This is a genomic window from Leisingera sp. ABM4_060, from assembly GCF_056158765.1.
Genome location: NZ_JBSWTX010000001.1, coordinates 3,749,908 through 3,765,134, shown reverse-complemented (window position 1 = coordinate 3,765,134; position 15,227 = coordinate 3,749,908). Strand labels below are relative to the sequence as shown.

Here is a 15,227-nt window from a genome sequence, read left to right as displayed (position 1 = left end):
ACCGCAAGAGCCGGGGATCAGGCCGCCTGCGGGATCACCACAACTTCGACGCGGCGGTTGCGGGCCTTGCCCTCGGGAGTCAGGTTCGAGGCAACAGGCTGCTCCTCGCCGCGGCCAATGATACGGAGCCGGTGGTACGGCACGCCGCCGGCCTGGATATGATCCGCCACCGCATTGGCCCGGCGCTCGGACAGGCCCTGATTATAGCCTGCATCGCCATCGCTGTCGGTGTGGCCGATCACCTGGATAGTGCTGTTGGGGTAGCGCACCAGGCTGTCCGCCACCCGGCGCAGGTCGCCCTGCACGGCTGGTGCCACCGCTGCGCTGTCGGTGGCAAAGGTCAGATCGTTGGGGAAGGACAGGATCAGCCGGTCGCCGGTGTTGACGATGGTGATCGAGTCATTAGCCAGGGTCTGGCGCAGCTCGCGCTCCTGCGCGTCCAGCTGATTGCCGATGACACCGCCCGCCGTGGCCCCGACCAGCGCCCCGGTCACCGCGCCAAGACCCCGGTCCGAATCATTGGCAATGGCACCGACGCCCGCACCGATAATGCCGCCCAGGATCGCGCCCTGCTGGGTGTTGCTGCCCGGGGTGCCGATGGTTGCGGGATCGGTGCAGGCACTGAGGCCGAGGGTTGCGGCGACAATACCTGCCGTGGTGAGTTTCATCTGCATCATCAAAAACTGCCTTTTCGCTTTCTCAAACCCGGGCCACGCCCGGCATTCCAATGGAATATCGGGGTGCCGCGCCGCCTTCTCAAGGCAGGATTGCCTCACATTGGCGAAATCCCGCGCAAAACCAGCTTCAGGGCGCAAAGGCAAAGTCCCAGCCTTCCTGCTCCATCCACAGCTTGCGCAGGGTTTTGGCCTCGCCTGCAAATTGTTCCTGCTGCAGCTCTGCGGCGAACATCCGGTCTGTGCGGAAGTGCCGGAAACCGCCGCGCAGCTCGCACCAGGCGGCCAGCATGGTGCATTCGATATGGTAGATCAGCGCCAGCGGCCGCAGCGTCCGGCAGGTCTCGCCGCTTTCGGGGCTGACATAGGTGATCCGCAGCTTGCGGCATTCCCGCACCGCCTGACGCAGCAGCGCCTTTGAAACGCAGCCCTGTTCCGGGTCGTCCAGCGGCGCCCCCCAAGGCGCCACCTGCAGCCACTCCGCCGAGGCGTGCACATCGCAGATCTTGCGGCTGACACGTGCAGCTGCCTGCTGCATGGCGCCATCGCCGGTGCGCATCAGCATCGCCAGCCCCACATGCAGCGCCTCCAGCTCTTCCTCGTCAAAGTTGAGCGGCGGCAGATCGTAGCCGTTGCGCAGCATGTAGCCGACCCCCGCCTCGCCCTCGACCGGCGTGCGCATTGCCTGCAGCGCAGCAATGTCGCGGTAAATGGTGCGCTTGCTGACTTCCAGCTTCTCGGCCAGGTCCTCAGCCCGCACCGGAGAGGCCGCGGAACGCAGGATCTGGATGATTTCGAACAGGCGGCCGGTGCGGGGCATAGGCAGGCTCCAGTGACAATCTGCTGACATCCTAGCACAGGCCGCTGACAACATCCTGTCAGCAGGGATCTGCTTTTCTGATCACCAGAGAAGGAGAGTTACTATGCTGAGTTATGAATGGATCACCATGATCACCCTGGGCCATGACCGCTGGGACACCATGTACCGGCTGCCGAAACCGCATGAGATCGAGCGCGAAGCAGCCCGCCAGCGGCATGAGGCGCAGCAAGCAGCCAAACCGTCAGGACCGGGCCTGCTGCAGCGCCTGTTCAGCCGGCGGCGCGCACATCACCTGCCGCAGCCTCCTCGTCCCTTGCCGCCTCGAAAGCAAGCATCGCGCGCTTGACCGGCAGCCCCCAGTGATAGCCGCCCAAGGCTCCGGACTTGCGCAAGGCGCGGTGGCAGGGGATCAGCCAGCTGACCGGGTTGCGCCCCACCGCCGTACCCACGGCGCGCACCGCCTTGGGTGAACCGATGGCCTGGGCCAGCTCGGAGTAGGTGGTGACATGGCCCGAGGGAATGCGCAGCAGTGCCTCCCACACCTTGATCTGCAAAGGCGCGCCGATCATGTGCAAGGCAGTTTCGCCCTTCTGGGCAAAGGCCGCCTCGGCCAGCGGGCGCAGGGCTGTGGGATCCTCGATGAACTCTGCCTGCGGCCAGCGGGCGCGCATGTCGGCCATGGCAGGCTCTGCCCCGGTCTCCGCTGCAAAGGCCAGGCCGCAGATGCCTTTTTCCGTGCCCATCACCAAAGCCAGGCCAAAGGGGCTGTCGAACCAGCCCCAGAAGATCCGCAAGCCGTCACCCTTGCGGGCGTATTCGCCGGGGCTCATCGCCTCCCAGCGCAGAAACAGATCGTGCAGCCGGCCCGACCCGGACAGCCCCACCGCATGTGAGGCCTCCAGCGTGGTGAACCGCTCGCGCAAGAGCGCCTTGGCATGGCCGAGCCGCAGATACTGCTGATAGCGCTTGGGGGAGACGCCGACCCATGCCGAGAACAATCGTTGGAAATGCGCCGGGCTCATGTCCATTCGGGCGGCCAACTGCTCCAGCGTCAGATCCTCGCCGCCGTCGTCGATCAGCTCAATCGCCCGGCGCATAACGCCATAGTGGTATGTGTTTTCCCGTGCTTCGATATTCATCGGCCCAACCTGTTCTGACTTGCTTTTGAAGGTAATACGCCAAGCGCTGGCAAGCGACCCGGAACTTGCGGTTAGCTTGCATCCAATTGTCAACTTAGTTGACGAATCAAATCTGCAGGACCTACTGTGCCGACATGACACAGACCTTGGATCACTTGTATGAGGCCGTTCAGGCCACCCGCCCGCTGCTGCGCGGGATCACTGCCGCCGTGGAACAAGGCACCCTGCCGCACGGCATCACCCTGGGGCAGCGCGCGCTGCTGGAGGGGCTGCTCAACCGCCCCGGCGCCACAGCGCCGCAGCTGGGCAAGGATCTTCAGCTGAAACGGCAGTTCGTGTCGCGCATCCTGAAGGAGCTGCGGCAGGCGGTGCTGATCGAGGCCAACCCCAACCCGGCCCGCAAGGGCAGCTCCTGCTATCGGCTCACCCCCCGCGGCGCGGAGATCATCCAGGAGATCCGGACCCGTGAAACTGCGGTACTGCAAGACTTTGCCAGAGGCTTCTCCGACGCGGACATCGCCACGCACCACCGGGTGCAACTGGCGCTCACGCGTTTCTTCCTGAACCAGGCGCAGGAGGGCTGACATGATTGTTCTTTGGATCCTGGGCGGCATGGGCCTACTGGCTGCCGCTTATACGGCCTGGGGGATCCGGCGGATGACCGCTCCGACCCGCGGCCCCCGCATTGACCCCGCCAAACGCCCCGGCGTTGCGCTGCTGGTGATCGACATGCAAGAGGATTTCACCCGGTCGCAAGCGGGCCAGGACTGGAGCGAGGCAGATCTCCTCGCCGCCATCAGCTGCATCCGGCAGCTTGCCCGCAAAGCCCGCTCCCGCGGCGAACCGGTGATCGTGATCCGTCACGTCATGAAGGGCTGGTGGACCAACCGGCTGAACAGCTGGGCCAACCAGGGCCTGGGCAACCGCGGCTCAGCAGGCCTGGGGCTGGACCCGCGGCTGCAGCTGCCGGTGTCGGCTGAGTTCGTGAAACATATTGGCGACGCCTTTTCCTCGCCGGCGCTTGAAGACTATCTGGCAGAAAACCGCATCGGCACACTGCAGATGACGGGCCTTGATGGATGCCATTGCGTCAAGAATACAGCCTGCGGCGCCCTGAACCGCGGCTATAAAGTGGACATCATTCCTGCTGCAGTTCTAGCTGCCGACAAGGCAGGCTGGAAACGCGAGCAATCCCGGCTCGCAGAAGACGGTGCAAAATTCCAGGCCTGTCATTCGGAGTAAGGTCTTGTGCCCGGGTTGCACCAGCGCCGCAAGGTTGCCAAGCTTCCCGCATCCGGCTCGCTAAATCATTGCGCCCGCGGGTGAGAACAGGCCATAAGCGCAGCTATGGCAAAGCAACTCGATTATCATACGCTCCGCGAGATCTTCACGCGGTTCCAGGCAGCCGAGCCCGAACCCAAGGGCGAGCTGGAGCATGTCAACGCTTATACGCTGGTGGTCGCGGTGGCGCTGTCAGCACAGGCCACCGATGCCGGCGTAAACAAGGCCACCCGCGAGCTGTTCAAGATCGCGGACACACCGCAAAAGATGCTGGATCTGGGCGAAGAGCAGCTGATCGAGCACATCAAAACAATCGGCCTTTACCGCAACAAGGCCAAGAACGTGATCAAGCTGTCGAAGATCCTGGTCGAGGACTACGGCGGCGAGGTGCCCAATTCCCGCGCCGCGCTGCAGTCGCTGCCCGGGGTGGGCCGCAAGACCGCCAATGTGGTGCTGAACATGTGGTGGAAACAGCCCGCACAGGCGGTGGACACCCATATCTTCCGGGTCGGCAACCGCTCAGGCATTGCGCCGGGCAAGGATGTGGACGCGGTGGAGCGCGCGGTCGAGGACAATATCCCGGCGGATTTCCAGCAGCACGCCCATCACTGGCTGATTCTGCACGGCCGCTATCACTGCAAGGCGCGCAAGCCGATGTGCGGCAGCTGCCTGATACGCGATCTTTGCATGTATGAAGACAAGAACCTATAAACCATTTGCGCGGCATATTCGCCAGGTTGAAACCGCCGCGGACATCCCCAAGGAGGGACCATGACCAAGACCTATCAGCTCGTCGGGATCGGCAATGCCGTGGTCGATGTGATTGCACAATGCGAAGACAGCTTCCTGGCCGAGCAGGGCATCGAAAAAGGCATCATGCAGCTGATCGACCGCGACCGCTGCGAAGAGCTTTATGCAGCCATGGGCAACCGGGTGCTGACTCCCGGCGGCTCGGTCGCCAACACGATTGCAGGCGCCGGCGCGCTGGGGCTCGAGGCCGCCTTTATCGGCCGGGTCCGCGAGGATGCGCTGGGGAAATTCTATGCCGATGCGATGAACAACGAGGGCGTCGCCTTTGTGAACCCGCCGGTTGCGGATGACGATCTGCCAACGTCGCGGTCGATGATCTTTGTCTCGCCCGATGGTGAACGCTCGATGAACACCTATCTGGGCACCTCATCGGAGCTGAGCTCCCCGGATGTGCCGGAAACAGCCGCGGGCAATGCCCGGATCATGTTCCTGGAGGGCTATCTGTTTGACAAGGACAAGGGTAAATCCGCCTTTATGGAAGCGGCGCGCGCTTGCCGCGAGGGCGGCGGCCGGGTCGGCATCTCGATCTCCGACCCGTTCTGCGTCGAACGCCACCGCGCCGACTTCCTGAACCTGATCAGCAATGAGCTGGATTTTGTGATCGGCAACCAGGACGAGATCTGCGCGCTGTTTGAAACTGATGACCTGGAAGCGGCAATGGCGAAAACCGCAGCGATGTGTCCGCTGGTGGTCTGTACCCGCTCCAGCGACGGGGTGACCGTGCTGAACGAAGGCGTGCGCATCGACGTGCCGGTTGAGGCGATTGTGCCGGTCGACGCCACCGGCGCGGGTGACCAGTTTGCCGCCGGTTTCCTTTTCGGCATGGCCACAGGGCGCAGCATGGAAATCTGCGCCCGCATGGGCTGCATTTGCGCGGGCGAAGTCATCCGCCACATCGGCCCGCGCCCGGAAACCAATGTGCGCACGCTGCTGGAAGAGGCCGGGCTGGTCTAAACCAGACAGCTAAGCCAGCCGGTTTAAGACGGCAGGGTACTCCCGCCCGCCGGAACAGCACCTGACGGTGCTATACCGCCCGTTGGGCGTGGCGCGGAGCGGCAAAGCCGCTCCGCGCCACGCCCCCACCCGCAGGACGCAAGGGCGCGCAGCTTTGCCGCGGCCCGGCTTAAGCGTGTCCCCTGTCAAAACTCAGCGTCCGGAGCTTCAGATGTCAGCAGCAGTCTGGGCCTTGCTCAGCAGGGTCTTGAGCATCTCCACTTCCGCGGCGCTGAGTCCCTGCAACAGACGTGTCTGGGTTTGCACATGGGCTGTCACTGCGCGCTCGATCAGGGCAAAGCCCTCTGCTGTCAGCCCAACCAGAAAACTGCGGCTGTCCTCCGGGTTCACCTCGCGTTTGACCAGCCCGTCCGCCTCCAGCCGGTCCAGCCGGTTGGTCATCGTGCCGGAGGCCACCATCGTCGCCTTCAGCAAATCTCCCGGCGACAGCACATAGGGCGCACCCGACCGGCGCAGCGTGGCCAGCACGTCGAATTTCGCCGCATTCAGCCCGAACTCCGCGAAGGTCACATGCATCCCGCGCTGATAGGCCAGATACAGCCGCGCCACCCGGCCGATGACGCCCATGGCCGTGACATCCAGGTCCGGCCGCTCCCGCTCCCATTGCTGGGTGACAAAATCCACATGGTCCATATCCCCGGTTTAGGCCGTCACATCTTGACGTCAAGATAAAATCCATTATCTCGACATCAAGATAAGGAGAGACCGATGCCGATCAAAACCCTTCTGCTGACCGCGCTGGCCCCTGCAATCTGGGGCAGCAGCTATATCGTGACGACCTCCCTGCTGCCCGGCCACTCGCCGCTGGTGGTGGCGCTGCTGCGGGCGCTGCCCGCGGGGCTGCTGCTGCTGCTGGTGGTACGCCAATTGCCGCCGCTGAACTGGCTGCCGCGGCTGCTGGTGCTGGGCGCTCTGAACTTCTCGCTGTTCTGGGTGCTGCTGTTTGTCTCGGCCTACCGCCTGCCCGGAGGCGTCGCCGCCACGCTGGGGGCGGTGCAGCCCCTGATCGTGGTGTTTCTGTCGGCGCTGCTGCTGAACACACAGATCCGCGCAGCAGCCGTCGCTGCCGCCCTCCTGAGCATCGCGGGCGTGGCCCTGCTGGTGCTCACCCCGGCTGCCAAACTGGACACGATCGGAGTGCTGGCCGGACTTGGCGGTGCGCTGTCGATGGCCGCGGGCGTGGTGCTGACCCGCAAATGGCAGCCGCCGGTGCCGCCGCTCACCTTTACCGCGTGGCAGCTGACGGCAGGCGGGCTGCTGTTGGTGCCGGTAGCGCTTTGGGCAGTGCCGGAGATGCCGATCTTCACCGCCGCCAATATCGCAGGTCTGGCCTACATGAGCCTCATTGGCGGTGCGCTGACCTATATCCTGTGGTTCCGCGGCCTGGCCCGGATCGACCCCGCGCAAGTCTCGCTGCTCGGCGTCCTGAGCCCGCTGTCCGCGGTGGTCCTTGGCTGGCTGCTGCTGACTGAGACTCTGACACCGAACCAGATGCTGGGTGCTGTTCTGGCCCTGTTCAGCCTGTGGCTGGGTCAGGCCCGCCTGCCGCTGTCCAGAAAGCAGGCCACAGCCCTCGCAGAATAAACCGTCTCACTGCGGCAGGGCAGGCTCGCAAGCCTTGCCGCGGTGGCAATCAATCACCTGCCGCCGCGCCTGGGAGGTGTCGGCAAAGGCAAAACCGCCGCAGGCTCCGGCCCGGATCACCAGTTCACTGCCCCGCTGTTCGGCAAAGAACAACTGGTCCGCGCCGGAGGCCATTCCGCCGCACCAGGGGCCAAGGCATTCCACCTCCAGCACCGCAGGCATGTTAACCCGCTTGGAGAAATACCTGCCCTCCAGCATCTTGCCCGAAAGCTGTGCGGGAATGCGGGTCAGCGGCGGAGTTTCATTCGGGTTGTCCGAATGAGACCGCGGCAAGATGGATTCGTCGAACCGCAGTTCGCCCGCAATGATGTTATAGACGCTCTCCGACTGCGCAGCCTGCAAGTAGGCGTCTGCAGGCCCCCAGGGCAGGCAGCTGAGGGCGGCCGCTGGACTAGAGGCAAATACTGACACGGTTGTCAAAATTGATGCGCATAGGGCGGAGACCGTCCGCGGGCGGAAGCGAAGCGCCCGCCCAGGGGGGCGGACGGGCGCTGCCCGGCCTGACGGCCAGGCGGAATGTTTTGAAAGAATCTGCCGTACTATACCCATCTCACAAATACTCCCTGAACTCTTCCACCACCCGCGCATAGACCTCGCGCTTGAAGGGCACGATCTTCTCCACCAAGCTGCCGACCGGCTGCCAGCACCAGGCCGAAAACTCCTGATGCTCGGTTTCAATATCAATCTGATCATCAGAGCCAAGGAACCGCATCAGATACCATTTCTGCTCCTGCCCGCGGTACTTCCCGCCCCAGAACTTGGGCACCACATCATGCGGCAGGTCATAAGGCAGCCAGCCGTCGCTCTCGGCAATGATTTCCACCAGTGCCGGCGCCACGCCGGTTTCCTCTTCCAGTTCGCGCAGGGCCGCGGTGCGCGGGTCCTCGCCCGCATCAATCCCGCCCTGCGGCATCTGCCAGGCATCTTTGAAACGGTCTTTGCGCTGGCCGACCCAGACAGCGCCTTCGGCGTTGATCAGCATCACGCCGACATTAGGGCGGTAAGGCAGCTTGGCAATCTCTTCCGGGGTCATGGCGGCTCTCCTCAGTGTTCTTTGCCTGAACCTTAGACCGCTTGCCGCTAAGGCACGCAAGAGGGTGACGCGGCGTTTGCCCGTGACAAGGCGGTCCGCAGCCTTGATCCTAAGGGCAACTGCCAGGGAGAGTTATTGATGACTGCGTACCCGAACCTGCTCGCGCCGCTGGATCTGGGCTTCACCACCTTGAAGAACCGGGTACTGATGGGCTCGATGCATACCGGGCTGGAGGAAACCGGCGACTGGAACCGGGTGGCCGAGTTCTATGCCGCCCGCGCCCGCGGCGGCGTGGCGCTGATGGTGACCGGCGGGATCGGGCCGAACCTGGAGGGCTCGGTGCTGCCGGGGGCGTCGATGATGACCACCGCCAAGGACGTCGAGAACCACCGGGTAGTGACGGATCGGGTGAACGCAGCGGGCGGCAAGATCGCCATGCAGATCCTGCACGCGGGCCGTTACGCCTATGGGCCGGAATGCGTCGGGCCCAGCCCGGTGAAATCGCCGATCTCCCCCTTCCCGCCCAAGGAGCTGGATGAGGACGGCATCGAAAAGCAGATCTCGGACATCGTGAACGCCGCCCGGCTGGCGCAGGAGGCAGGCTATGATGGGGTCGAGATCATGGGGAGCGAGGGCTATTTCCTCAATCAGTTCCTGGTCACCCGCACCAACAAGCGCGAGGATCGCTGGGGCGGCTCCTATGAGAACCGGATGCGGCTGCCTGTCGAAGTGGTCCGCCGCACCCGCGAGGCGGTGGGACCTGAATTCATCATCATCTTCCGCCTGTCGATGATCGACCTGGTGCCGGAGGGCTCCACCCACGAGGAAGTGGTGCAATTGGCGCAGGAGATCGAAAACGCCGGTGCCACGATCCTCAACACCGGCATCGGCTGGCATGAGGCCCGCATTCCGACCATTGCCACCTCGGTTCCCCGCGCGGCCTTTGCCTGGGTCACCAAAAAGCTGATGGGCAGGGTCTCGATCCCGGTGATTACCTCGAACCGCATCAACACCCCCGAAGTGGCCGAGCAGGTGCTGGCAGAGGGCTGCGCCGACATGGTGTCGATGGCGCGGCCGATGCTGGCGGATGCGGAATTCGTCGCCAAGGCTGCAGCCGGGCACTCCGAGCGCATCGCCCCCTGCATTGCCTGCAACCAGGCCTGCCTGGATCACACCTTCGGCGGCAAGCTGACCTCCTGCCTGGTAAATCCCCGCGCCTGCCACGAGACCGAGCTGGTGATCGAACCTGCCCCTGTTGCGAAATCTGTGGCCGTAGTGGGGGCTGGCCCCGCCGGCCTGTCTGCCGCACTGACCGCCGCCCAGCGCGGGCACAGCGTCACCCTGTTCGACAAGGCGGATGAGATCGGCGGCCAGCTCAACATGGCCAAACAGGTGCCGGGCAAGGAAGAGTTCTGGGGGCTGGTGGATTGGTACCGGGTCATGGTGGCCGAGGCCGGCATCACGCTGGAACTGGGCCGCGAAGTTGCTGCGGAGGATCTGACCGGGTTCGACGAGGTGGTGATCGCCACCGGCGTCGCCCCGCGCGATCCCAAGATCCCGGGCCAGGACCGCGAAAACGTGCTGAGCTACATCGACGTGCTGCGCCGTAAGAAGCCAGTGGGCGAGCACGTCGCGGTGATCGGCGCCGGCGGCATCGGCTTCGACGTCGCCGAGTTCCTTTTGGAGGAAGGGCACAGCCCGGCCACCGATCTGCCCGCCTGGATGAAGGAATGGGGGGTGACGGACCCCGGCGAACACCGCGCAGGCCTGGCTCCCGAAGGCCCGCAGCCCGCAGCGCCCGCCCGGCAGGTCACTCTGCTGCAGCGCAAGGCAGAACGCCATGGCAAGCGGCTGGGCAAGACCACCGGCTGGATCCACCGCGCCACGCTCAAGATGAAGAACACAGCCTTCCTGGGCGGCGTGAACTACGAGCGCATCGATGAGGGCGGCCTGCATGTGAGTTTTGGCGAAGCCCGCGAAAACCCCACGCTGGTGGCAGCCGATACTATTGTGCTCTGCGCAGGCCAGCTGCCCGAGCGGTCGCTGGCAGATCAGCTCGCAGAGCGCGGCGTCACTGCCCATGTGATCGGCGGTGCGGACGTGGCCGCGGAGCTGGATGCCAAACGCGCCATCAACCAGGGCACCCGGCTCGCCGCGGCGCTTTGATCCCGGCCCAGGACCTTGGCCGTAGCCGTAGCCCTCCCGCCTGCGGCTCCAGGCCCTGAAGGGTCCGGCCCGCAGTTGGGCCCGGCGCCGTGCCTGCGGCACGGCGTCCGGCACCGCGCGGCCCGCGCGGTGCCGCGCCCAACGGGCGGGGCGCATTTACAATGCGCCTGAGCCGGGCGGGAGCCGCCCGCCGCCGCATTCAGCCATGCGCGGCAAGACTGTCCTGCGGCGCCTCTGCGCGCCCCATCATGCCATAATCCCGGATCACTCCGGCCACCCGCAGCCGGTAGTCCGCAAAGATGCCGGCCCGGCCCCGGGTTTGAGCCGCCCGGTGCTCTGCCAGCTGCCGCCAGCGCTGCACCGCTTCCTCGTCGCGCCAAAAGGACAACGACAGCAATTTCTCCGGCGCGCTCAGGCTCTGGAACCGCTCGACGGAGATGAACCCCTCCACCTGCTCCAGAAGAGGGCGCAATTCAGCAGCTAACCCGAGATACGCGTCCTTCCGGCCTGTTGCGATCTCAACTTCGAAAATGACAGCAATCATCAGCGGCTCCTTACCCGTGTTTCACCCGGCCCCATGCGGTGCCGAAGCCAGTTTCAGCCAGGTCCGGTCTTCGCGCAGCAAGAAACCTTCCCGTTGCGCGAACGCGTAATTCTCACGCCCCAGCGGGTCCGCCGCCAGCCGGGCGCGGTAGGCTTCATATGCCGCCAGACTCGCCACATTGTAGATGCCGTAAGCCAGGGTCGAAGACCCCTCATGCGGCGCATAGTAGCCAATCAGGTCCGCGCCGCAGCGCGGGATCGCCTGGCCCCAGTTGCGGGAGTATTGTTCGAACTGGGCCTTCTTGGCCGGATCAATCCGGTAGCGGATGATGCAAGTCAGCATGGATAGTCCTCTTGTGTCTCTGGACCTCCTGCCTAGCTTGCGCCGCTGCCGCGATGCTTCGCTCTGAACCGAAACGTCAGTCCACGGTGATGGTGATCAGGTCAGAGACAACCGGTGTGGCATGGGGCACATGGCCCGCATCCCCCAGCACCAGCTGCAGCGTATGGCGGCCCGGGGACAGCTCCAGCGTCACCTCGGTCTGGCCGCCGCCGAAATGCAGGTGGTTCTCATCCGATGGCAGCCCATTGCTCAGCTCATCCGCCCCATCCTCTCCCTCGCCGAGCCGCGGGCGGTCGATCAGCAGGTGGTGGTGGCCAGTGTTTTCCTTCTCCACCCCCGAGGGCGCCACGCCCATGCCCGACAGCCCAAAGATCAGCGTCACTGGCGACGTGACTGTGTCCCCGTCCTGGATATTTGCAAAATAGACCTTGGCTTCCGGGTTCGAGGGTGTCTCTCCCCCGGCCCAAAGCGGCGCCGCCAGACAGGCAGACACGGTGGCGGCAATCAGCAGTTTCATGATCAGACCTCCGGCAACTCAAGCTCTCAACACCCTACAGCTAGCGGCAGCCCGGCCTCCGGCAATCCCGCCGCCGGCGGCGGCTGCACAAATATAAGGCAGCAGTGCCCGCAGCCGCCGCGTAACTTCGCCTTCCGCTTGCCGGCAGCGGATTGCCGCGGCAGGGTCGCCGGGACGTCAACCAATGAGCAGCGAGGCAGGGACCGGCCATGGTATTTGCGGTCATTCTGATGGGGCTTACCCCCAGCTTCCTGATGGTGGGGCTGGGCGGCATAGTGCGCAGGCGGCTGGCGCCGCAAGCCTGGCAAGGCCTGGACAAGCTGAATTTCGAGGTGCTGTTTCCTGCCCTCTTGTTCTTTGCCGCCTGCGGCCGTCCGATCGCGGTGGCGGATCTGGGCCGCATCGGTCCTGCGGTTTGCAGCATCCTGGCCCTGGCACTGGGGCTTGGCCTGCTGGCCCGCCGTTTCGGCCCCGAGAAATTCCTGGACTTCGCCGGTGCCTGGCAGACTGCCTGGCGCTTCAACACCGCCATCGCCTTTGTCGCCCTGCCTGCCATCGGCCAGGAACTGACCGGGCAGATGGCAGTCGCCATCGGCATGGCGGTGCCGGTTGCCAATGTTCTGGCGGTCAGTGCGCTGTCGCGCGGCGGCAGCCTGTCAATGCGGGAGACTGCGCTGAAGGTGGCGCTGAACCCTTTTCTGCTGGCCTCGGTCGCAGGCGTTGCTGTCGGCCTTTCCGGCTACAAGATCCCCGCCCCGATCCTGGCCCCGGCCGAAATGCTGGCCCATGCCGCCATTCCCATCGCGCTCTTGTCGATCGGTGCGACCATGAACTGGCAGGCGCTGGCGCGGCTGGATCTGTTCAACGGCTATCTCTGCCTGGTGCGTCTGGTGCTGGTGCCGGCCGCCGTCTTTGCCGCCTGTCTGGCCCTTGGGGCAGAGCCTGGCCTTTCTGCTGTCCTGGTGCTGTTTGCAGCGCTGCCCACCGCCTCGGCCGCCCATGTGCTGGCTTCGGCCTTTGGCGCCAACCGCGAGCTGGCTGCCACACTTATTGCGCAATCCACCCTGCTCAGCGCGGTCACCCTGCCCCTGTGGATTCTCGTGATCAAGCTTGTGTTTTAGGGATTTGTTAACCCGGGGTCACCGCAATCCGGCCCCGGCAAGCCGCCGTTTCCGCAGCGCAAACGATCCGCGCAAAACCTCGCAATTATCCCACCCCTGCCCCGATCTTGCCCGATTTCACCGGCAGCTTGAAGGCAACACGGCTTTACGAGGATGGGTGAATATGGATCGGCTTACGGAAATGGAGGCCTTTGCCAATGTGGTGGACCAGGGCGGGTTCACCGATGCGGCGCGCAAGATGGGGATCTCGAAATCGGCGGTTTCCAAACATGTCTCCAGCCTGGAAGCCCGCCTTGGTGCGCGCCTGCTGAACCGCACCACCCGCCGGGTCTCCCCCACCGAGATCGGCCTCGCCTATTACGACCGCGCCCGCCGGGTGCTGAATGACGCCGGAGAGGCAGACGCGCTGGTCACCTCGATGCAATCGGCGCCCTCGGGCCTCTTGCGGATCTCGGTTGCCACCGATTTCGGCGTCAACCACCTGTCACCGGTGCTGTCGGACTTCCTGCGCGATTTCCCCGATATCACCGTCAACATGGTGCTGAACAACCGCTATGTGGAACTGATTTCCGAAGGTTTCGACATGGCGGTGCGGATCGGCGAGCTGGAGGACAGCTCCTTGCGTGCCCGCAAGCTGACCGAAACCACCAAGCGGATGATCGCCTCCCCGGCCTATCTCGAGAAATACGGGCGGCCCCAGAAGATCGACGAGCTGAACACCCACAAGCTGCTGCATTACTCCAGCCAGTCCAGCGGCAATGTCTGGAAGATCACCGCGCCGTCGGGTGAAAAGCGCCAGGTGCGCACTTCCGGCTGGCTGTCGGTGAATGACGGGCAGTCGCTGCTGAATGCAGCAATCTCCGGCCTCGGCATCGCCTATCTGCCCAGTTACCTCTACTCGGAAGCGCTGGAAGAAGGGCTGGTTGAGGACGTGATGCCCAGCCTGCCGATGGAAACCCAAGGCATCTACGCAGTCTACCCGCCGGGCAAATTCACTCAGCCCAAGGTGCGCGCCTTCATCGACTTCCTGGTCCAGGCCTTTGCCGACCGCGATCCTTCGGAATGGAAAACCTGAACCGGTTCAACGGAAAACCGGGCCAAGACCTCCCTCGAAGACCTGCCCCCGCGCCAATCGCGGGGGCTTTTTTCTGTGCAGAACCAAGGCCCCTGCCAGGGCCTGCCAGGCAGGCTCCCGCCCGTCCCGGGTCAATCAAAGATTGATCCGCTCCCGTTGGGTCCGGCGCCGCTGCGCGGCGCCGGGGCCCCCGCCAGCACGGCTGCCGCGGATCAGCTCTTGTACTGCGGCGCCTCAACGTCCAGCCGGCGGCGGATGGCATGCCATTCCAGCTCGCCCTCGTAGCCGTACCAGTCGCTCGCGGCCATATCGCTCAGGTGGCGTTTCTGCTCGCTTTCCGGGATGGTGCGGATTTCGACGCCAGGGCAGGCCGCTGCCTTCTGGACTTCCAATTGCACCGCGCAGGCCTGATCCAGATAGAAGGAGCGGAAGAACGCCTCGCCCGCAGTACCTCCAAACACAAAGGCGCCATGCCAGGCTTCCACAACCGCCTTCTTACCCCGGCCGGCCTTCAGCAGCCCGGTCAGGAAATCATCGGTGCATTCGAACTCATAGTCGGTGTAGCCCAGCACATCACCGCCGCCGATCATCAGATAGGCCTGGCTGTAGGGGCCGACTCCCTGCTTCTGCGCACTCACACCCATGATCGCCTTGGTGTGAATATGCATGATGCAATTCTTCTCCGGCTCCGCCTCAAAGAACAGCTTGCCGATCTCGGTGGCGGAAGGATTTGGTTCGCCGTTTTCCGGATTGTGGTTCACCCGGTCAAAACCGACCTTGATCAGGTTCGAGGCGGTCACCTCCTCATGCATCCAGCCATAATGATGGGTGATCAGGGCGTCCTCGCCCGGCACCCGGATCGCGTGCCATTGATTGGTTTGATCAGTCAGCCGGTATTTCACCAGCGCATTGTAAATCGCGGCCAGCTCGCAGCGGGCCTCCCATTCGGCATCCGAGCAATTGGCAGGACGGCCTTCCAGCGGCGTGGGTGTCATGACGGTCATGGCGTTTCCTTCTCCTCTTTCCCGGGAAGCCTACGCTGTGCTG

General features: G+C 64.4%; 18 protein-coding genes. 8 read left to right on the top strand and 10 right to left on the bottom strand.

All coding sequences use genetic code 11. The features are described 5' to 3' along the window. Positions 1-17: 17 nt before the first annotated feature. The 3 genes from ACXAEH_RS18170 to ACXAEH_RS18160 form a co-directional block, all read right to left on the bottom strand. The gene (locus ACXAEH_RS18170; protein WP_475034763.1) at positions 18-677 is read right to left on the bottom strand and encodes a YiaD family glycine zipper/OmpA-like lipoprotein; all 660 of its coding nucleotides are present in this window, start codon (positions 675-677) and stop codon (positions 18-20) included. A 127-nt stretch (positions 678-804) separates the two neighbouring features. Continuing rightward, positions 805-1,494 carry a helix-turn-helix transcriptional regulator gene (locus ACXAEH_RS18165; RefSeq protein WP_475034761.1) on the bottom strand — a complete coding sequence of 230 codons (690 nt, stop codon included), beginning with the start codon at positions 1,492-1,494 and terminating at the stop codon, positions 805-807. A 269-nt stretch (positions 1,495-1,763) separates the two neighbouring features. After that, a complete protein-coding gene (locus ACXAEH_RS18160) occupies positions 1,764-2,633 on the bottom strand; it encodes a methylated-DNA--[protein]-cysteine S-methyltransferase (protein WP_475034760.1) in 870 nt (289 codons plus the stop codon). A 134-nt stretch (positions 2,634-2,767) separates the two neighbouring features. Here ACXAEH_RS18160 and ACXAEH_RS18155 point away from each other — a divergent pair, with 134 nt between their 5' ends. The 4 genes from ACXAEH_RS18155 to ACXAEH_RS18140 all read left to right on the top strand — a co-directional run bounded on the left by ACXAEH_RS18155 (position 2,768) and on the right by ACXAEH_RS18140 (position 5,678). Then, complete coding sequence (locus tag ACXAEH_RS18155) at positions 2,768-3,217, top strand: MarR family winged helix-turn-helix transcriptional regulator (protein WP_475034759.1); 450 nt, start codon at positions 2,768-2,770, stop codon at positions 3,215-3,217. A gap of 1 nt (position 3,218) precedes the next feature. Then, entirely contained in the window at positions 3,219-3,875 is a 657-nt protein-coding gene (locus ACXAEH_RS18150) for a cysteine hydrolase family protein (RefSeq protein WP_475034757.1), read from the top strand. A gap of 105 nt (positions 3,876-3,980) precedes the next feature. Then, the gene (gene nth / locus ACXAEH_RS18145) at positions 3,981-4,625 is read left to right on the top strand and encodes an endonuclease III (RefSeq protein ID WP_039133431.1); all 645 of its coding nucleotides are present in this window, start codon (positions 3,981-3,983) and stop codon (positions 4,623-4,625) included. Between the two features lie 60 nt (positions 4,626-4,685). Further along, positions 4,686-5,678, top strand: coding sequence for an adenosine kinase (locus ACXAEH_RS18140; protein WP_475034755.1), 993 nt, complete (start codon positions 4,686-4,688; stop codon positions 5,676-5,678). A 207-nt stretch (positions 5,679-5,885) separates the two neighbouring features. On the opposite strand, the gene ACXAEH_RS18135 is transcribed toward ACXAEH_RS18140, so the two are convergent. Further along, the gene (locus ACXAEH_RS18135) at positions 5,886-6,371 is read right to left on the bottom strand and encodes a MarR family winged helix-turn-helix transcriptional regulator (RefSeq protein WP_475034753.1); all 486 of its coding nucleotides are present in this window, start codon (positions 6,369-6,371) and stop codon (positions 5,886-5,888) included. A gap of 75 nt (positions 6,372-6,446) precedes the next feature. Between ACXAEH_RS18135 and ACXAEH_RS18130 the strand changes: the two genes are divergently transcribed. Continuing rightward, entirely contained in the window at positions 6,447-7,322 is an 876-nt protein-coding gene (locus ACXAEH_RS18130) for an EamA family transporter (RefSeq protein ID WP_475034752.1), read from the top strand. A gap of 6 nt (positions 7,323-7,328) precedes the next feature. Here the strand turns inward: ACXAEH_RS18130 and ACXAEH_RS18125 are convergent, their stop codons facing one another. After that, positions 7,329-7,793 carry a hypothetical protein gene (locus ACXAEH_RS18125; RefSeq protein WP_475034750.1) on the bottom strand — a complete coding sequence of 155 codons (465 nt, stop codon included), beginning with the start codon at positions 7,791-7,793 and terminating at the stop codon, positions 7,329-7,331. A 139-nt stretch (positions 7,794-7,932) separates the two neighbouring features. Then, positions 7,933-8,415, bottom strand: coding sequence for an RNA pyrophosphohydrolase (locus tag ACXAEH_RS18120; RefSeq protein ID WP_475034749.1), 483 nt, complete (start codon positions 8,413-8,415; stop codon positions 7,933-7,935). Positions 8,416-8,553: 138 nt separating this feature from the next. Between ACXAEH_RS18120 and ACXAEH_RS18115 the strand changes: the two genes are divergently transcribed. Next, complete coding sequence (locus ACXAEH_RS18115; protein ID WP_475034747.1) at positions 8,554-10,581, top strand: 2,4-dienoyl-CoA reductase FMN-binding domain-containing protein; 2,028 nt, start codon at positions 8,554-8,556, stop codon at positions 10,579-10,581. A gap of 199 nt (positions 10,582-10,780) precedes the next feature. Here the strand turns inward: ACXAEH_RS18115 and ACXAEH_RS18110 are convergent, their stop codons facing one another. The 3 genes from ACXAEH_RS18110 to ACXAEH_RS18100 all read right to left on the bottom strand — a co-directional run bounded on the left by ACXAEH_RS18110 (position 10,781) and on the right by ACXAEH_RS18100 (position 11,984). Then, entirely contained in the window at positions 10,781-11,125 is a 345-nt protein-coding gene (locus tag ACXAEH_RS18110) for an antibiotic biosynthesis monooxygenase family protein (protein ID WP_475034745.1), read from the bottom strand. A 21-nt stretch (positions 11,126-11,146) separates the two neighbouring features. Continuing rightward, positions 11,147-11,467 (bottom strand): NIPSNAP family protein, encoded by a 321-nt coding sequence (locus tag ACXAEH_RS18105; RefSeq protein WP_475034743.1) that lies wholly within the window; start codon positions 11,465-11,467, stop codon positions 11,147-11,149. Positions 11,468-11,543: 76 nt separating this feature from the next. Further along, a complete protein-coding gene (locus ACXAEH_RS18100) occupies positions 11,544-11,984 on the bottom strand; it encodes a DUF4399 domain-containing protein (RefSeq protein ID WP_475034741.1) in 441 nt (146 codons plus the stop codon). 209 nt (positions 11,985-12,193) lie between these two features. Here ACXAEH_RS18100 and ACXAEH_RS18095 point away from each other — a divergent pair, with 209 nt between their 5' ends. Both ACXAEH_RS18095 and ACXAEH_RS18090 read left to right on the top strand, forming a co-directional pair. Then, positions 12,194-13,105: an AEC family transporter gene (locus ACXAEH_RS18095; RefSeq protein WP_475034740.1), complete on the top strand. Its 912-nt coding sequence runs from the start codon at positions 12,194-12,196 to the stop codon at positions 13,103-13,105. Between the two features lie 163 nt (positions 13,106-13,268). Next, a complete protein-coding gene (locus ACXAEH_RS18090; protein WP_475034738.1) occupies positions 13,269-14,180 on the top strand; it encodes a LysR family transcriptional regulator in 912 nt (303 codons plus the stop codon). Positions 14,181-14,392: 212 nt separating this feature from the next. Here the strand turns inward: ACXAEH_RS18090 and ACXAEH_RS18085 are convergent, their stop codons facing one another. Next, entirely contained in the window at positions 14,393-15,184 is a 792-nt protein-coding gene (locus ACXAEH_RS18085) for a class II aldolase/adducin family protein (protein WP_475034737.1), read from the bottom strand. Between the last annotated feature and the right edge of the window lie 43 nt (positions 15,185-15,227).

Coding starts and splice junctions, on each gene's coding strand:
- ACXAEH_RS18170 (WP_475034763.1), bottom strand. CDS start 677: ATGATGCAGATGAAACTCACCACGGCAGGTATTGTCGCCGCAACCCTC.
- ACXAEH_RS18165 (WP_475034761.1), bottom strand. CDS start 1,494: ATGCCCCGCACCGGCCGCCTGTTCGAAATCATCCAGATCCTGCGTTCC.
- ACXAEH_RS18160 (WP_475034760.1), bottom strand. CDS start 2,633: ATGAATATCGAAGCACGGGAAAACACATACCACTATGGCGTTATGCGC.
- ACXAEH_RS18155 (WP_475034759.1), top strand. CDS start 2,768: ATGACACAGACCTTGGATCACTTGTATGAGGCCGTTCAGGCCACCCGC.
- ACXAEH_RS18150 (WP_475034757.1), top strand. CDS start 3,219: ATGATTGTTCTTTGGATCCTGGGCGGCATGGGCCTACTGGCTGCCGCT.
- nth (WP_039133431.1), top strand. CDS start 3,981: ATGGCAAAGCAACTCGATTATCATACGCTCCGCGAGATCTTCACGCGG.
- ACXAEH_RS18140 (WP_475034755.1), top strand. CDS start 4,686: ATGACCAAGACCTATCAGCTCGTCGGGATCGGCAATGCCGTGGTCGAT.
- ACXAEH_RS18135 (WP_475034753.1), bottom strand. CDS start 6,371: ATGGACCATGTGGATTTTGTCACCCAGCAATGGGAGCGGGAGCGGCCG.
- ACXAEH_RS18130 (WP_475034752.1), top strand. CDS start 6,447: ATGCCGATCAAAACCCTTCTGCTGACCGCGCTGGCCCCTGCAATCTGG.
- ACXAEH_RS18120 (WP_475034749.1), bottom strand. CDS start 8,415: ATGACCCCGGAAGAGATTGCCAAGCTGCCTTACCGCCCTAATGTCGGC.
- ACXAEH_RS18115 (WP_475034747.1), top strand. CDS start 8,554: ATGACTGCGTACCCGAACCTGCTCGCGCCGCTGGATCTGGGCTTCACC.
- ACXAEH_RS18110 (WP_475034745.1), bottom strand. CDS start 11,125: ATGATTGCTGTCATTTTCGAAGTTGAGATCGCAACAGGCCGGAAGGAC.
- ACXAEH_RS18105 (WP_475034743.1), bottom strand. CDS start 11,467: ATGCTGACTTGCATCATCCGCTACCGGATTGATCCGGCCAAGAAGGCC.
- ACXAEH_RS18100 (WP_475034741.1), bottom strand. CDS start 11,984: ATGAAACTGCTGATTGCCGCCACCGTGTCTGCCTGTCTGGCGGCGCCG.
- ACXAEH_RS18095 (WP_475034740.1), top strand. CDS start 12,194: ATGGTATTTGCGGTCATTCTGATGGGGCTTACCCCCAGCTTCCTGATG.
- ACXAEH_RS18090 (WP_475034738.1), top strand. CDS start 13,269: ATGGATCGGCTTACGGAAATGGAGGCCTTTGCCAATGTGGTGGACCAG.
- ACXAEH_RS18085 (WP_475034737.1), bottom strand. CDS start 15,184: ATGACCGTCATGACACCCACGCCGCTGGAAGGCCGTCCTGCCAATTGC.